The following is a 16,994-nucleotide window of genomic DNA, read 5'->3' as shown; positions in this document are numbered from 1 at the left end:
TGATAACCATGTCCAGTGCCACACCGCAGTCCTTCGATACAGAATTGCTCACCGCGATGAGCAAACGAGTCTTGATCGGTGACGGTGCCATGGGAACCATGTTGCAGGCCGCGGATCTGACGTTGGACGATTTCCTCGGTCTCGAGGGCTGTAACGAGATCCTCAACGACACCCGGCCCGACGTACTCCGCGAGATCCACCGCGCCTACTTCGAGGCCGGAGCGGATGCGGTCGAGACCAACACCTTTGGCTGCAACATGTCGAACCTGGGTGACTACGACATCGGCGACCGGATCCGTGAACTCGCGTTCAAGGGAACCAAGTTGGCCCGTGAGGTCGCCGACGAGGTCGGGCCCAGCGCCGACGGCACCCCACGGTTCGTCCTGGGCTCCATCGGTCCCGGCACCAAGTTGCCCACCCTTGGTCACACCACGTTCGCCTCGATCCGCGACGCCTATTACGAATGTGCCGCAGGCATGCTCGACGGCGGCGCCGACGCCATCCTGATCGAGACGTCGCAGGACCTGCTCCAGGTCAAGGCCGCCGTCCTCGGATCTCAGCAGGCCATGGCCGATCTCGAACGACGGATTCCGATCATCGCCCACGTCACCGTGGAGACGACCGGCACGATGCTCCTCGGTTCGGAGATCGGTGCGGCTCTGGCTGCCCTCGAGCCACTGGGTATCGACATGATCGGACTCAACTGCGCGACCGGTCCCGCCGAGATGAGTGAACATCTGCGGTACCTGAGCAAGCACGCACAGGTGCCCGTCTCGGTGATGCCCAACGCCGGACTGCCACAACTCGGCCCCAATGGCGCCGAGTACCCGCTGACGCCCGAAGAGCTCGCCGACGCCCTCAGTGGTTTCGTCAGCGAGTTCGGACTGTCCTTCGTCGGCGGTTGCTGCGGCACCACACCCGAACACATCCGGCAGGTGGCCGCGGCCGTCGCCGGAGTGCAGAAGGCCGAGCGCACACCCGAACACGAGGCCGAGGTCTCGTCGCTCTACAGCGCGGTCCCGTTCACGCAAGACGCGTCGATCCTGATGATCGGTGAGCGCACAAACTCGAACGGGTCGAAAGCCTTCCGCGACGCCATGCTGGCCGAGGACTATCAGAAGTGCCTCGACATCGCGAAGGATCAGACCCGCGACGGCGCGCACATGCTCGATCTCAACATCGACTACGTGGGCCGCGATGGTGCCGCCGACATGTCGGCGCTCGCCAGCAGACTCGCCACGTCTTCGACGCTGCCGATCATGCTCGACTCGACCGAACCCGAGGTCATCGAAGCCGGCCTCGAGCACCTCGGTGGCCGGTGTGCGGTCAACTCGGTCAACTACGAGGACGGCGACGGCCCCGACTCCCGTTTCACCAAGATCATGAAGCTGGTCAAGACCCACGGCGCTGCGGTGGTGGCCCTCACCATCGACGAAGAGGGTCAGGCCCGCACCGCCGAGTGGAAGGTCCGCATCGCCGAGCGGCTGATCACCGACATCACCGAGAACTGGGGCCTGAAGGAAGAGGACATCATCATCGATGCCCTCACCTTCCCGATCTCGACGGGTCAGGAAGAGGTCCGCAAAGACGGCATCGAGACGATCGAGGCCATCCGCATCCTCAAGGAGAGCCACCCGGAGGTGCACTTCACCCTCGGTATCTCCAACATCTCGTTCGGCCTGAACCCGGCCGCCCGCCAGGTCCTCAACTCGGTGTTCCTGCACGAGTGTGTGCAGGCCGGCCTGGATACCGCGATCGTGCACGCGTCGAAGATCTTGCCGATGTCGAAGATCCCCGACGAGCAGCGTGATGTCGCGCTCGATCTGGTCTACGACCGCCGCAGGGAGGGCTACGACCCGCTGCAGAAACTGATGGCCTTGTTCGAAGGGGTCTCGGCGGCGTCGGCCCGCGAGAGTCGTGCGCAAGAACTCGGCAGGCTGCCGCTCTTCGAACGGCTCGAGCGTCGCATCGTCGACGGTGAGCGTGCCGGGCTCGAGAACGATCTCGACGAGGCGATGACCGAGAAGCCACCGCTCGAGATCATCAACGTGACGTTGTTGGCCGGTATGAAGACCGTCGGTGAGCTGTTCGGTTCCGGCCAGATGCAGCTCCCGTTCGTCCTTCAGTCCGCTGAGGTCATGAAAACCGCTGTTGCACACCTGGAACCGCACATGGAGGCGACCGGGGAAGACGGCAAGGGCCGGATCGTCCTCGCGACCGTCAAGGGCGATGTCCACGACATCGGTAAGAACCTCGTCGACATCATCTTGTCCAACAACGGCTACGAAGTGGTCAATATCGGTATCAAGCAACCGATCTCGACCATTGTCGAAGTTGCCCAGGACAAGAACGCCGATGTCATCGGGATGTCCGGACTGCTGGTGAAGTCGACCGTGGTCATGAAGGACAACCTCAAGGAACTCAACAGCCGCGGTCTCGCGGAGAAGTATCCGGTGCTCCTCGGTGGTGCCGCGTTGACCCGCTCCTATGTCGAGAACGATCTGAGCGAGACCTACGAGGGCGACGTGCACTATGCGCGTGACGCTTTCGAGGGCCTGCGGTTGATGGACGACATCATGCTGGTCAAGCGTGGTGGCGGACTTGATCCCAACAGTCCTGAGGCCATTGCGGCGGCGGAGAAGACGGCAGAGCGCAAGGCACGTCACGAGCGCTCGAAGCGGATCGCCGAAAAGCGCAAGGCCGAAGCCGAACCGGTGGTGGTCCCGGAACGTTCCGATGTGGCGGCCGGCCTTCCGGTCCCGACACCGCCGTTCTGGGGCTCTCGCATCGTCAAGGGCATTCCGGTTGCCGAGTACCTCTCGTTGCTCGACGAACGCGCATTGTTCCTCGGGCAGTGGGGTCTTCGCGGCGCCCGCGCAGGCGAAGGACCGAGCTACGAGGACCTCGTCGAATCCGACGGCAAACCGCGCCTGCGTTACTGGATCGATCGGTTGGCGACGGAGAACATCCTGCAGCATGCTGCGGTGGTCTACGGGTACTTCCCGGCGGTCAGCGAGGGCGACGTGGTGCACGTGCTCACCGAGCCGCGTCCCGACGCGCCCATCCGGCACAGCTTCGAGTTCCCGCGTCAGCAACGCAGCCGGTTCCTGTGCATCGCCGACTTCATCCGTTCGCGTGAAGAGGCCATCGAAACCGGCCAGGTCGATGTGCTGCCGTTCCAGTTGGTGACGATGGGTCAGCCGATCGCCGATTTCGCGAACAAGCTGTTCGCGGCGGACGCCTATCGCGACTACCTCGAGGTCCACGGCATCGGTGTCCAGCTCACCGAGGCATTGGCCGAGTTCTGGCACAGGCGGATCCGTGAGGAGCTGCGCTTCGGTGACACCAGTGTGGCGTCGGAGGATCCGGAAGACACCCTGGACTTCTTCGACCTCAAATACCGGGGTGCCCGGTTCTCGTTCGGGTACGGAGCCTGCCCGTCCTTGGAGGATCGCGCAAAGATGATGGACCTGCTCGAACCCGAGCGCATCGGCGTGGTGCTCTCCGACGAGCTGCAGCTGCATCCGGAACAGTCGACCGACGCGTTCGTCCTGCATCACCCGGAAGCGAAGTACTTCAACACCTGAGTACCGGTTGCACTCAGGCTGAGTGCAACCGGTGTTTTCGGGTCCGAAGTGTTCGACACTCGGTGGCATGACTTCAACAGTTTCCGCCGCCAGTGCCATCACCGATGCCGAGCTCGACGAGCGCTTCGGGCCGGTTTTCGAGACGATCGCCGCGGGCGCCACGGCACGTGAGGTCGACCGGCGCCTCGCGCACGACGAAGTCCACCTGCTGCGTGAGGCCGGACTGGGTGCGTTGCGCGTGCCGGTCGAATTCGGCGGTCTCGGTGCGACTGTGCGCCAGCAGTTCCGGCTGCTGATCGATCTGGCTGCTGCTGAATCGAATCTGCCGCAGGCGCTTCGGGTGCACTTCAGTTTTGTCGAGGATCAGCTGTTGGCCCCACCGAGCGCCGAACGCGATACCTGGCTGCGTGCGGTGGCCGGCGGCATCCTGGTCGGCAACGCCATCACCGAACCCGGTGTCGGCGCGGTGGACCGGTACCAGACCCGATTGACCCAGCGGGACGGCGAGTGGTTTCTGAACGGCACCAAGTACTACAGCACCGGTTCGCTCTACTCGAACTACATTCTGGTGGCAGCCGACGACGACGGCGAGCGGGTCTCGGTCCTGGTGGACGCCGACGCCGAGGGTGTCACCCAGCATGACGACTGGGACGGTTTCGGACAGCGACTGACCGCCAGCGGCACAACCGAATTCAACAACGTCGTTGTCGCCCCAAAACGAATCCTGGGCCCGGGCTACGGCGGCGCAGGCAAAACCTACGGCACTGCCTACTTGCAATTGGTGCATCTGGCCGGACTTGCCGGGATCGCGCAGCGCGCCACCTCGGACACTGCCGAGTGGGTTCGCAACCGCACCCGTTCGTATACCCATGCGGCAGCGGACCTTCCACGTGAGGATCCACTGGTTCAGCAGGTGATCGGCAAGCTGTCCGCCGCTGCGTTCACTGCACGCACCTCCGCTCTGGCTGTCGCGGACCTCCTCGATGAGGTCCTGGCTGCCGGTGGCGATGTCACCCCGGAGCAACTCGATCGCGCCGAACTCGCCGCGTCGCAGGCGCAGGTGACTTCCGTCGACATCGTGCTCCGGGCAACCAACGAACTCTTCGAGGTCGGCGGCGCTTCGATCACCTCGGAACAGCTTCGGCTCGACCGACATTGGCGCAACGCCCGCACCATCGCGGTCCACAACCCGACCATCTTCAAAACCCGCGCCATCGGCGACCACGTCCTCAACGGCACCGATCTCCCATACGCCTGGAGTGCCGGCAACCGGGGATTCGGGCGTACCGCGAAACGGTAGACCGGGATATACGAGCAACTATGACGGGTCAGCGGTCGAGTTGTTCGTAGGGTGGGTTCATGAGAACACCATCGTGGGTCGAGTTGGTCGGTCGGAACGTCGCGGCCGATGCGATGCCGGTATCGGGCTCGTTGCGGGTTACCGGCTCCGATCGGCACGGCGAGCGTTTCGATGATCGGTTCGAGTTCTGGTCTGGGGGTGGCGGGCAGTGGCGCATCGAACGCGGTGGCCAGGTGGTCTATATCGCCCAGGACGAACAGAGTTCGCTCGCCTTCATAGAAGGGCAGATGCGCAGGCAACAACGCGGGCGTATCAGCATGGTGTGGCTGGGATCGATGTTCAGCCCTCTGGATCTACTCGGCGAAAACTCACTGCTGAGACGGATGAGTACCGGCATGCGAGCGACGAATGAAGTTCAGTCCATCCATATCGACAGCCGACCCGCTTGGTTGGCGACCCTGGTGACCCCGAAAGGAGAGGGCCGCGTCGAACTGGCCTTCGACGACACCACCGGCTTGCTGGTGTGGTTGCGCAGTCCTGACGGCGGGGGCGTTCTGGAGGTAACCGACCTCGTGGAACACGACCAGATCGAGGCTGAGCGTTTCACCTGGGACGGTTTCGTGGCGAACGACGACGACAGCAACAAGCCGGATCGCCGCGCACAGGCCGATGCCGAGCGCCAAGAGATCATGGCTGCGCTGTCTGCAGCTCTGCGACGACCTCATGACTTGCTGGAAGCCGTGGCCAACACCGACGACCCCGGCCAAGCTCGTTCTGCGCTGATGACCCTTCTGAGTATCACCGAGACGGGAGCGGATGCCGTTTTAGCGATGCAGATCAGGCGGTTCACCCGCACCGAGATCCGCAAGATCGACAGCGAGCTAGCCGAGATACGCAGCTCGACCGCCGACTGACACTGTTGGAAATTGCGTAACAGAATCAATGTCAGACCTCCCGTTTAGACTCGTATGTATGTTCGAGGGGAAGATCGAAGATGCAGGTGGGGACGATGAAATCGGTCCTGCCTATCTGCTGCGTGTTAGTGAGTTGCTGCGTAACACCGAGTTGGCGATGGCGCAGCAAAGTCGGATGGAGTGGGAGCGGTATGCCGCCGCGGCAATGGTCCATCGGCTGCTCGTTGAACCCACCGCCGGGACCGAAGCAGAGATGCGCGCCCTCGATCCGTTCACACAATGCGCCGCGAGACTGGGTCTCGCCCAGGGGTTGACGCAGCGGACGGCTGAGTTACAGATCAGTCGGGGGTTGGCGTTGCGGGATCGTCTGCCGGCCGTCAACGCCTTGTTAAAGGCCGGTCGTGTCGCAGCCCACCACATCCCGGACATCGTCTCGCGGACTGAGTTGATCGACGGCTCCGAGCATATGGCCGATATCGATCGTGAGATTGCTGAGTACTTGAGTCGTCGCGGTTCGTGGTCGAAGTCCCGGATGCGGGACATGGTCGATACCACCATCTTCCGCCGCGACCCTGACTTGGTGCGCAACAACCGGGAGGACGCGAAAAAGAACCGCGGGGTGTGGGGTTCGAATGCAGACCACGGGATGGCAGTCCTGGATGCACATGGCACGGCTGAAGAGATGACGATGATCATGGCCCGGCTCGAAAAGTTGGCCATGTCGACGTGCAAAGCTGACCCGAGGCGCAAAGCCGATCGCATGGCCGATGCTCTGTTCGCCACGGTGATGGCCCGCGAGTTCTACTGCCAATGTCCCGATGATCCGAAACATCCGTGCACCGCTGAAATCATCACCGTTCCGGCCGATCAGGTCATTTCGGGTGTGGACGTGAAGATCGTGCTGCACGTGATCACCGATCAAGCCACCATCGACGGGACTGCTGACAATCCGGGATTCTTGAACGGGCATGGGGTAATTTCCGGAGACCATGTGCGGGATATCGCCAACCGGCCGGAAGTAGTGCAGCGACCGCTGGGCAACAATGTCAAACGGGAAGAATCTGAAGGCACCGAACCCGTACCTGCACAACCAGAACCGGCGGATGCAGGCTCGACCGCGCCGGTACCAGGAGCGCAACCGGAGTCGCTGCCTGCGCAAGAACTGCCTGCGTCAGAACCCCCACAGGATGACAATCCTGGAGCCACGCCACCCCGGCGGTCGGTGTACATACGGGCACCGCAGGACCCAAACCCAGGGGAGATCTCCGGCGCGGCGGATGTGCTCGAAGCGTCCTTCCCGCAGGTGGTTCCGTTGCCGGCCACTCAGCCTGGCAACAGCTATCGGCCATCAGTGGTTCTCGACAGCTACCTTCGGATTCGGGATGTCTACTGCATGTGGCCCGGTTGCGAGCACAAGGCCTGGGGCGCCGATCTCGACCACACCTGCGAGTACAACCACAACGATCCCGATGCCGGTGGTTGCACCCATCCGTCAGAAATGAAGACGCTGTGCCGTTTTCACCATCTGTTGAAGACGTACTCCGACTGGCTTGACGATCAATACCCTGACCCACGTACCGGGCGGACCCGGCTGATCTTCACCACACCCGAACGCCGCAACTACCACGGCCCGGGATGGACCGGCGACGATCTGTTCCCGACGTTGAGGTTGATCGTTTTCGACAATCAACGCGGCTCACCAAATCGGCGGCCATCCACTACACCGCGACCGACAGCACCGCCGAGAACGCAGACGCGCACCGCTGCCAAACACGCACGCCGCCAACAAGAACGACTGGCCAATCGCCGACAGCGAGGAATGCGGGAGCAACTCGCTCACGAACTCCGCGAAGAACAGGGAAGGAACAGCCCGCCGCCGACTTACTGACAGCTAGTCGCCTGGATTCGTGAGGATCACCAGCCGCTGAGTTGCTCGTGTCATCGCAACATAGCGGTCAACGGCTCCGCTGATCGGGTCACCATCACCAAAGGTCTCGGGATCGACCAATACCACCAGGTCGAACTCGAGTCCTTTGGAAAGCTCCGGTGTCAGCGAGCGCACACGTCGTGTTGCGGCAAACGCGGGATCGCCGATCACACAGGCGATTCCGTCGTGGTTGTCGGCAAGCCAGTCATCAAGGATCGAATCCAACTCAGACGTCAAACGATACTCGACGGGAATGTTGCTGCTGCGCACTGACGTCGGCACGTTCGCGTCCGGCAACACCGCGCGGATCACCGGCTCGGCTTCGGACATGATCTTCTCGGGCGTCCGATAGTTGATATTCAACGACGCCAGCCTGATCCGAGCCATCCCGACCCGCCGCAGACGCTGCTCCCACGATTCGGTGAACCCGGCTCTGGCCTGCGCACGGTCACCGACGATGGTGAAGCTGCGGGACGGACAACGGGAGAGCAGCATCTGCCATTGCGCATCGGTGAGTTCCTGGGCTTCGTCGACGACAATGTGCGCAAACGGGCCGGCCAGCAGATCGGGGGCGCGTTGCTCCCGGTCGTCCCGTGGTTCGTCTCCGATCAGCGCGTTGCTCAGATCCTGACCTCGCAGCATCGACATCACCATCAGGTCGGAATCGTCGGCGGCGATGAGATGGTCGACCACTGCAGATCGCTGTTCGTGCTCGGCGGCCACCGCGGCCACATGGCGGCGGCGACGCTGCGACGCACCCGGATCGCCGAGTCGCGCCCGAGCGGCATCCAGTAGTGGGAGATCAGCCACCGTCCAGGCCTGCACGTCCTCGCGCTGCAGAGCCGCGACCTCATCGGCGCTGAGCCAGGGCGCACATTTGCGGAGGTACGCGGGGACCGACCACAGGTCGGCCACCAGGTCGGTGGCGGCGATCATGGGCCATTCCCTGTTGAGCGTTGTCCGCAGCTGATCGTTGTCGGACAACGCCATCCGGAGCTGGGCTGGTGAGACGTCGCCGTTGTGACCATCGGTCAGGATGGCGAGCAACTCCTCCCAGATCACCTCGCGTGCCTCGTTGTGCGGCGTCCCGGCCTTGGGTGCGTCGAAAGCTGCCGCCCAGTCGCTCGCGCTCAACCACAGATCAGACCACGGTGTCTCGACAGTCATACCCTTCGTCGGTGGCATCTCGTAGAACTTCACGGCTGCCTCGATCGCCTTCACCAGGTTCGCCGACGATTTGAGATGGGCCACTTCCGGATCCGGCTCGATCGTTGCGGAGGCACCTTCGGTGACCAGGTCACGCAGGGTGCACGTCGCGACCCCTTCTTCGCCCAGACTGGGGAGGACATCGGCGACATACGCCAGATAGGGCTCGTGCGGACCGAGGAACAACACCCCGCCGCGATGGTGACCGAGCCGCGGATCGGAATAGAGAAGGTACGCCGCTCGGTGCAGCGCCACAACGGTTTTCCCGGTACCGGGACCCCCGTCGACAACCAATGCGCCGCGCGATCCGGCTCGGATGATCGCGTCCTGGTCGGATGCGATGGTGCCGAGTACATCTCGCATCTTCGCTGATCGATTGCTTCCCAGACTGGCGATGAACGCCGACTGATCATCGAGCGCGCCTGCTGATGCCGGCGCCTGCGGACCGAACAGCTCATCTGGGCTGAACACCTCGTCCCAGTAGTCGGTGATCTTCCCGCGGGACCAGCGATATCTGCGCCGACTCACCAGACCCATCGAATTGGCGTGTGTGGCACCGAAAAACGGTTCGGCGGCGGGGGAGCGCCAGTCGATGAGCAGCGTCTGACCGGAACTGTCGGTGAGGCCGAGCCGACCGATGTAAACCGGTTCGGCACTATCGCCGGGATCCATGTATCCCAGGCACAGGTCCAACCCGAACCTGCGCAGCGCCCGCAGACGTGCACCAAGGCGGTGAATCTCCATGTCCCGGTCCATCGCATCCCGGCCGGTGCTGCTGTAGGCCAGTTGTTCCGCGTCGCGGCGTGCGGACAGGTCGGCGATCGTCTGAGAGAGGTTGTCGGCGATGTCGGCGAAGTGTTGTTCGTCGCGTGCGGTCAGCGCCGGATCGGCTTTGTGGGAGAGATGCTCGGGAAGGTTGAACACGCTGTCGGCCGCGGTATACGTATCGGCTCCCGTCGTAGATGTGGCGGTGGATTCAGCGATTTTGCGGCATCACCCGGGCCTTGCCGCAAGCCCCCCGGTGCGCTATATCTTGAAGAGGGCAAGAAAGTATTCGCGTCACGTATACCTCTGGCGATTTCGATTCACCTGATTCTGATCCGCCACGACGTGGCTGGAAGCGACCGTTCAGCGCGGTCGCGGGCTCGCATTCGCCGACCGGTTCCGCCGCCGCAGACCACGTGGATACTCAGGAAGCTCCAGTAGGTGATGGCCGCCACACGGACTCATCGCCCAGCTCCCGCGGAAATAGTGCCGGCTCCTCTCGTCGTTGAGAGAGGGGGCATCACCGGGGCCTTTCGGCAAGCCCCGGGGTGCGCTGTTTCTTGAAGAGAGCAAGGAGTGATGCGCGTCATGAGGGCGACTGGCAATTTCGATTCATCTGTTGGGGTCGGCCATGATGGGCCGGTGAGTGATCTTCCGAAAGCAATTCTGTGGGACATGGACGGCACGCTTCTCGACTCGGAGAAGCTGTGGGATATCGCCATCGCCGATCTGGCCACCGATCTGGGATTCGAGTTGACCCACGAGGTTCGCGTGTCGACTCTGGGTAACTCGATGACGAACGCGTTGACCAAGGTGTTCGATGCCGCCGGCCTCCCGGAGGCCGAACGCGACTATCCCGGCCGCTCCGCCTGGCTGCGAGCCCGCGTCAGCACGCTCTTCAAGGACGGTATCCCGTGGATGCCGGGCGCTCGCGAGACCCTGGATCTGGTTGCAGCGCAAGGCATTGCGATCGCCCTGGTGACCAACACCGAACGTGAACTGGCCGATGAAGCCCTCGGCACCCTCGGACGGGACCGGTTCACCGTCACCGTCTGCGGCGATGAGGTGGAGCTCGGCAAGCCCGCGCCCGACCCCTATCTGCGGGCGGCTGAGCTGCTCGGAATCGACCCCGCCGACTGCCTGGCCGTCGAGGATTCACCTACCGGAACACAGGCGGCCCGTGCTGCCGGTTGTCCGGTACTCGTGGTGCCCTCGACCGCTCCGGTCCCCGCGGGCGAAGGGCGGACGCCGCGGCAGAACCTGATCGGACTGACCCTCGACGATGTGGCCGAGGCATTCAATGGGACAATCAAGCACCGTGAAGACCTTCGATGAGCTGTTTGCCGAACTGACCGACAAGGCCACCACCCGGCCGGAGGGCAGCGGCACCGTCGCAGCACTCGACAAGGGTGTCCATACCCTCGGGAAAAAGATCATCGAAGAAGCCGGCGAAGTGTGGCTGGCGGCCGAGCACGAGACTCCTGAGGCGCTGTCCGAGGAAATATCTCAGTTGCTCTACTGGCTGCAGGTGATGATGATCAATCGTGGACTGACGCTCGACGACGTCTACAAGCATCTGTGAAGTCGATCCATCCCGTGAACACCAGCCGAAATCCTGACCGACCACATTTCCGATAGGACCCCACTCACATGCTGCGCGTTGCCGTTCCCAACAAGGGGGCGCTGTCTGAGTCCGCCGCCGAAATCCTCAGCGAGGCGGGCTACCGTCGTCGCTCCGACTCCAAAGACCTCACAGTGCTCGACCCGGCGAATGAGGTGGAGTTCTACTTCCTTCGCCCGACGGACATCGCGATCTATGTGGGTTCGGGTGAACTCGACCTCGGACTGACAGGCCGCGACCTCGCGGTCGACTCAGGCGCCGACGTCGAAGAGTGCCTGGGACTCGGATTCGGCGCTTCGACCTTCCGCTACGCCGCACCGAGCGACTCGAATTGGACGATTGCCGATCTGGCAGGCAAGCGGATCGCCACGTCGTACCCGAATCTGGTGCGTTCCGATCTGGCTGCCCGCGGTATCGAGGCGACCATCATCCGTCTCGATGGTGCCGTCGAGATCTCGATCCAGCTCGGTGTTGCCGACGCGATCGCCGACGTGGTCGGTTCCGGTCGAACCCTGCGCCAACACCAGTTGACCGCGTTCGGTGAGTCGCTGTGCGATTCCGAAGGTGTCCTGTTGCAGCGCAAAGGCGTCGAACGCAGCAAGGCGGCCGAACGTTTCATCGCCCGTGTCCAGGGTGTGGTGTTCGGTCAGCGGTACGTCATGCTCGACTACGACTGCCCCAAGAACCTGCTCGACCAGGCCATGAAGATCACGCCCGGCCTCGAGTCGCCGACCATCGCGCCGATGGCCGACGACAACTGGGTGGCTGTGCGCTCATTGGTTCCGCGCAAGCAGCACCAGAACCTGATGGACGATCTGTCCGACCTCGGTGCGAAGGCTATTTTGGCCTCCGACATCCGGTCCTGCCGCTTCTGAGCGTTGCTCAGCCGGTCCTGCTCATCCAGCCGGTCGGATGAGCAGGGTCTGGGCTGAGCGCCCGACCGCACCCGAGGTGTCGTACAACTCCGCACCGGTCAGTCCGTAACCCTGCGGCCCCACGGTCATCCGGGCTTTGATTCCGGTCCATTCGCCGACCGGTTGGCGGTAGAGGTGCACCGTGGTGTCGGTGTTCATGAACGTCCACTCACCGAACGCGAGCCGCGAGCCGACGCCGTTGGCGATGTCGAGGACGGTGAAGAACTTCTCGATGTTCGTGGTCTGTTCGCCGGCCACCAGCGGGAAATTCGGTCGCACCCACACCTCGCGTCCCACCTCCGGATCCGATGAGGCGATGCGGCAATCGAGCGTTCCGACAAACCCTCGTGTCGCCCACTCGCCGATCAAGGGGCCGATACCGGTCATCCCGGGAGCAGCTTCGATCGCCTCGGGCGCGGGAGTCATCGGCGGCTCCGGAATGCGCGCGATTTCCGAGGTCTCGGCAGTTGACATCCGCCATCCCTGAGCCCGGGCGGCGGTCCGGTACGTGCCGTCTGCTTGGAGAACCGACAGTTCGGCCTGCAGCAGGCTGATCTGCTTGCCGGGTCGCAGCACCGTCGTGTGAATCCGATTCTCCGCCATCCCGATTGCGCCGAGGATGTCGACCGTGATGCGGGTGAACTCTTGCGCGGGATCGGGCTGATGCCGCAGCAGCGATCGGGCCAGCAGGCCGATGGGAGGACCACCGTGCTGCAATTTGTCGCCCCACACACTGACCGTGTGTTCGGTGGGCATGAAGTGTTCGTGATCGACGTTGCGACCCAGTGGCAGATAGTAAGCGGCATGTTCGGACACAGGGGTCGATCTTGCCATCCGTTGTTGGCTGACTAGTCGTCGGTTGGCTCAGCGGGGGTGGCCTGGCCTCCGACCGTTGGCCATCCGGGATAGGGGAGTACGGTGCCGCCGAACTCGGGGCAATGTGCCTTGTGGTCACACCACTGGCACATCCGGCTTTTCTTCGGTTGGAAATCCCCGGTCTCTCCGGCGGTCAGAATCGCTTTCCAGATCGCCTTCAAGGTCTTGGCGAAGCGTTCTAGTTCGGCTTCGTCGGGCGTGTAGACCAGCGACTGTCCGTCGGCGAGATAGAGCAACTGGAGCCGGGCAGGCACGATGCCGCGGAGCCGGAAGATCGCCAGGGCATAGAACTTCATCTGGAACAGCGCGCGGGATTCGAAGCTCTCACCCGGCGAGCGGCCCGTCTTGTAGTCGACCACCCGGACCCGGCCGTCAGGCGCCACGTCGATCCGGTCGACGAAGCCGCGTAGGAGCACACCGTCGTCGTCACCATCACCGGCCAGATCGACCTCGACGCGCAATTCACAGGACTCGGGCGTGAACGCCGTGGGGTTCTCGAGCGTGTAGTAGGTGGTGATGAGCTTGTGCGCGTCGGACAGGAACTTGTCGACCTGGTCGTCGGGGACCAGATCTCGCAATTCGGGTGTCTGCTCACAGAGAGCACCCCATGCACCGTCGACGAGCAGTTCGGCTGACTCCGGAACCCGCAGTCCGGCCGGCATGTCGAACAGGTTCTCCAGCGCCGCATGCACAACCGTGCCGCGTACCTGGGCCTGCGTCGGGACTTCGGGGAGCCTGTCGATGGCGCGATAGCGATAGAGGAGCGGGCACTGTTTGAAGTCTCCGGCCCGGCTGGGAGACAACGCCGGGACCCGGATCGGCTGACCGCCCGGGCCGGACCCTGTGCCCTTGTTCGGGCCGGACTCGGTGCTCTTGTCCGGGCCGGACGCTGACTGACTCTCGGGGTGGGATTCGGTACTCACGCTCACACCTGGCAGGGTATGCCTGACCAACGACAACCCTCCTCAATTGCGCCGAACCTGCCGTAGGCGATGTCATCGCGCTCTGACATCACCGGTGTTGGCGCTGGGTGTGAGGGATGTTTCCGCTGTTCGCCAGGAAGGCACGCTCCCGCAATGTCCACCACAGGTCCGTTTGCCATCGGGGATCGTGTTCAGTTGACCGATGCCAAAGGCCGCAAGTTCACCGTGCGCCTCGAGGCCGGCAAGAGTTTCCACACACACAAGGGCGGCATCGCCCATGACGACCTCATCGGCGCCGACGAGGGCATCGTGGTCACCTCGACCTCCAATACCCCGTACCTGGCCCTGCGTCCGCTGCTCGTCGACTACGTCCTGTCGATGCCGCGCGGGGCTCAGGTCATCTACCCCAAGGACGCCGCCCAGATCGTCATGGAGGCGGATATCCATCCCGGGTGCACCGTGCTCGAGGCCGGTGCCGGCTCCGGCGCCCTGACCTGCTCGCTGCTACGCGCGGTCGGCGAACACGGCACCGTGCGCTCCTATGAGGTCCGCGACGACCACGCCGAACACGCCGTGCGGAACGTCGAAGAATTCTTCGGGGGACCGCCACCCAACTGGGATCTGACCATCGCCGACCTGTCGGATTACCCGGGCACCGCCGACGTCGACCGGGTGGTTCTGGACATGCTCGCGCCATGGGAAACGCTCGACACCGTCAAACGGGCATTGAAACCAGGCGGGGTCCTGGCTGTTTATGTGGCAACCACCACCCAGCTCTCGCGTGTCGTCGAAGCCCTCCGTGAACAGACCTGCTGGACCGAACCACGGGCCTGGGAATCGCTGGTCCGTGATTGGCACGTAGTCGGTCTTGCCGTCCGGCCGAGTCACAAAATGCAAGGTCACACTGCATTTCTTGTGACTGCTCGCCGTCTTGCCGAAGGGACTGTCGCGCCCCGCCCGCATCGGCGTCCGAGTAAGAACCAACCGATCCCGGAGCAATCCGAGTAAAGTCGGAAAACCTTGCGGCGACACACAATTAACACATCGACAACATCACGGTCCGCGAGGGACGGGGCACGCCGGACGTTTCGCCGGTAGCCTCGGGTAACAGGATCGACCGTACGTTCGCCGAGTGATGGTGACGCCGAGTCGACTCGCCGGAGAGGAGTCAGAAATGACGGAATCAGGCAGCAACGAGCCCCTGGGGGGCGGCGGTCTGAACGCGGACGTCACGCCCGAAGGAGAGTGGGGTTCGGCCTCACCCCGGCCACCGAGCGTGCCACGTTCTGATCCGAGCCCTTTCGGACGCGCAGCGAGCGACAGCGACCTGCAAGCCCGCGTCGAAACGCTGACCACGCGCAACGCCAAGCTTCTCGACACGCTCAAAGAAGCGCGTCAACAGCTGATCGCGCTGCGTGAAGAGGTCGACCGTCTCGGTCAGCCACCGAGCGGTTACGGGGTTCTGCTGGGTATTTTCGAGGACTCGACGGTCGACGTTTTCACCTCCGGACGCAAGATGCGCCTCACCTGCTCGCCGAACATCGATGTCGAAACGCTCAAACGCGGTCAGAGCGTGCGCCTCAACGAGGCTCTGACCATCGTCGAAGCCGGTGCATTCGATTCCATCGGCGAGATCAGCACCCTGCGTGAGGTTCTCGAGGACGGACAGCGCGCGCTCGTGGTCGGTCATGCCGATGAAGAACGGGTCGTCTGGCTGGCCGAGCCGCTCAGCGCGAGTGTGCTGGCCGAAGAAGAGGGCAACCGCAAGCTGCGCCCCGGTGATTCGCTCCTGATCGACACCAAGGCCGGCTTCGCCTTCGAGCGGGTTCCCAAAGCCGAGGTCGAGGATCTGGTCCTCGAAGAAGTACCCGACGTCGGTTACGAGGACATCGGTGGACTCGGCAGGCAGATCGAACAGATCCGCGACGCCGTCGAGTTGCCGTTCCTGCACAAAGATCTCTTCCGCGAGTACGATCTGCGGCCGCCGAAGGGCGTTCTTCTGTACGGCCCTCCCGGTTGCGGTAAGACGCTGATCGCGAAGGCGGTCGCCAACTCGCTGGCCAAGAAGATCGCGGAGGTCCGCGGTGAGGATTCTCGCGAGGCGAAATCGTACTTCCTCAACATCAAGGGCCCCGAACTCCTCAACAAGTTCGTCGGCGAAACCGAACGCCATATCCGCCTGATCTTCCAACGTGCTCGTGAGAAGGCGTCGGAAGGTACCCCGGTGATCGTGTTCTTCGACGAGATGGACTCGATCTTCCGGACCCGTGGGTCGGGTGTGTCCTCGGATGTGGAGACCACCGTGGTGCCGCAGCTGCTCAGTGAGATCGACGGCGTCGAAGGCCTCGAGAACGTGATCGTGATCGGTGCCTCCAACCGCGAGGACATGATCGATCCGGCGATCCTGCGACCGGGCCGCCTCGACGTCAAGATCAAGATCGAGCGTCCCGACGCGGAGTCTGCGATGGACATCTTCTCCAAGTACCTCGTCCCGACGCTGCCGGTGCACCCGGACGACATCAACGAGTTCGGCGGTGATCGCAATGCCTGCGTCAAGGCGATGATCGAGCGCGTGGTCGAGCGGATGTACGACGAGAGCGACGACAACCGTTTCCTCGAGGTCACCTACGCCAATGGCGACAAAGAGATCATGTACTTCAAGGACTTCAACTCCGGCGCCATGATCCAGAACGTGGTGGACCGCTCCAAGAAGTACGCGATCAAGTCTCAGTTGGAGACCGGTCAGTCGGGTCTGCGGATTCAGCATCTCTTCGATTCGATCCTCGACGAATTCGCCGAGAACGAAGATCTGCCGAACACCACCAATCCGGACGACTGGGCTCGTATCTCCGGCAAGAAGGGTGAGCGGATCGTCTACATCCGCACGTTGGTCACCGGCAAGAGCTCCGGCGCCAGCCGGGCCATCGACACCGAGACCAACACCGGCCAGTACCTGTAAAA

The 16,994-nt window shown here is 63.2% G+C and carries 12 protein-coding genes; 9 read left to right on the top strand and 3 right to left on the bottom strand.

The window, feature by feature from the left end; genetic code table 11:
* Nucleotides 1-8: 8 nt before the first annotated feature.
* The 4 genes from metH to AC56PL_RS16680 all read left to right on the top strand — a co-directional run bounded on the left by metH (nt 9) and on the right by AC56PL_RS16680 (nt 7,689).
* Nucleotides 9-3,587 (top strand): methionine synthase, encoded by a 3,579-nt coding sequence (gene metH / locus AC56PL_RS16695; RefSeq protein WP_497154552.1) that lies wholly within the window; start codon nt 9-11, stop codon nt 3,585-3,587.
* Nucleotides 3,588-3,654: 67 nt separating this feature from the next.
* Entirely contained in the window at nt 3,655-4,887 is a 1,233-nt protein-coding gene (locus tag AC56PL_RS16690) for an acyl-CoA dehydrogenase family protein (RefSeq protein WP_497154551.1), read from the top strand.
* 59 nt (nt 4,888-4,946) lie between these two features.
* The gene (locus tag AC56PL_RS16685) at nt 4,947-5,801 is read left to right on the top strand and encodes a hypothetical protein (RefSeq protein WP_497154550.1); all 855 of its coding nucleotides are present in this window, start codon (nt 4,947-4,949) and stop codon (nt 5,799-5,801) included.
* 58 nt (nt 5,802-5,859) lie between these two features.
* Nucleotides 5,860-7,689, top strand: a complete 1,830-nt coding sequence (locus AC56PL_RS16680) for an HNH endonuclease signature motif containing protein (RefSeq protein ID WP_497154549.1) — start codon at nt 5,860-5,862, stop codon at nt 7,687-7,689.
* A 3-nt stretch (nt 7,690-7,692) separates the two neighbouring features.
* On the opposite strand, the gene helR is transcribed toward AC56PL_RS16680, so the two are convergent.
* Nucleotides 7,693-9,858 (bottom strand): RNA polymerase recycling motor ATPase HelR, encoded by a 2,166-nt coding sequence (gene helR / locus AC56PL_RS16675; RefSeq protein WP_497154548.1) that lies wholly within the window; start codon nt 9,856-9,858, stop codon nt 7,693-7,695.
* Nucleotides 9,859-10,287: 429 nt separating this feature from the next.
* Between helR and AC56PL_RS16670 the strand changes: the two genes are divergently transcribed.
* The 3 genes from AC56PL_RS16670 to hisG all read left to right on the top strand — a co-directional run bounded on the left by AC56PL_RS16670 (nt 10,288) and on the right by hisG (nt 12,195).
* Entirely contained in the window at nt 10,288-11,034 is a 747-nt protein-coding gene (locus AC56PL_RS16670) for an HAD family hydrolase (protein WP_497154547.1), read from the top strand.
* Nucleotides 11,000-11,281, top strand: a complete 282-nt coding sequence (locus tag AC56PL_RS16665; protein ID WP_495516466.1) for a phosphoribosyl-ATP diphosphatase — start codon at nt 11,000-11,002, stop codon at nt 11,279-11,281. The genes AC56PL_RS16670 and AC56PL_RS16665 overlap by 35 nt, the downstream gene beginning before the upstream one ends.
* Before the next feature lie 68 nt (nt 11,282-11,349).
* Nucleotides 11,350-12,195: an ATP phosphoribosyltransferase gene (gene hisG / locus AC56PL_RS16660; protein WP_495516465.1), complete on the top strand. Its 846-nt coding sequence runs from the start codon at nt 11,350-11,352 to the stop codon at nt 12,193-12,195.
* Nucleotides 12,196-12,216: 21 nt separating this feature from the next.
* Here hisG and AC56PL_RS16655 read toward each other — a convergent pair whose 3' ends face one another.
* Together AC56PL_RS16655 and AC56PL_RS16650 are read right to left on the bottom strand one after the other, a co-directional pair.
* Complete coding sequence (locus AC56PL_RS16655; RefSeq protein ID WP_495516464.1) at nt 12,217-13,068, bottom strand: acyl-CoA thioesterase domain-containing protein; 852 nt, start codon at nt 13,066-13,068, stop codon at nt 12,217-12,219.
* Nucleotides 13,069-13,082: 14 nt separating this feature from the next.
* Nucleotides 13,083-13,928, bottom strand: a complete 846-nt coding sequence (locus tag AC56PL_RS16650; protein ID WP_495516902.1) for a PD-(D/E)XK nuclease family protein — start codon at nt 13,926-13,928, stop codon at nt 13,083-13,085.
* A gap of 258 nt (nt 13,929-14,186) precedes the next feature.
* Here AC56PL_RS16650 and AC56PL_RS16645 point away from each other — a divergent pair, with 258 nt between their 5' ends.
* On the top strand, nt 14,187-15,041 hold the full coding sequence (locus tag AC56PL_RS16645; protein WP_495516463.1) for a methyltransferase domain-containing protein: 855 nt from the start codon (nt 14,187-14,189) through the stop codon (nt 15,039-15,041).
* Between the two features lie 166 nt (nt 15,042-15,207).
* Nucleotides 15,208-16,992, top strand: coding sequence for a proteasome ATPase (gene arc, locus AC56PL_RS16640; protein WP_495516462.1), 1,785 nt, complete (start codon nt 15,208-15,210; stop codon nt 16,990-16,992).
* Nucleotides 16,993-16,994: the final 2 nt, after the last annotated feature.

The sequence above is a fragment of the Williamsia sp. Y721 genome, assembly GCF_059683565.1.
The sequence above is the reverse complement of the archived record's forward strand: the minus strand, read 5'-3'. Positions and strand labels throughout refer to the sequence as shown.